This window comes from Arthrobacter sp. Y81 (assembly GCF_002929335.1).
Lineage (GTDB): Bacteria > Actinomycetota > Actinomycetes > Actinomycetales > Micrococcaceae > Arthrobacter.
Genome location: NZ_PJIL01000107.1, coordinates 1 through 246 on the forward strand (window position 1 = coordinate 1; position 246 = coordinate 246).

Sequence of the window (246 nt, forward strand, 5' to 3'; positions counted from 1 at the left end):
GAGCGGGGGCGGCCGGACGTTTCAGGCAGGTGCGGGCGATGTGAAGTAGCCGCGCCAATCACCAGCTGACTCAGAGGCGATATCCCAAACTCAATTGGACTACCTCTTCGGGAGCCGGATACAGGCCGCGGTTGCCGTCTTCCCAGGCGCTGTAGACGGCGAAGGCGTTATAGCGCTTGCCAGTGAGGTTGTTGATTCGCAGCTTAGCGCTGAGGTCCTGATACTCGTAGCGCAAGGCGGCATTGA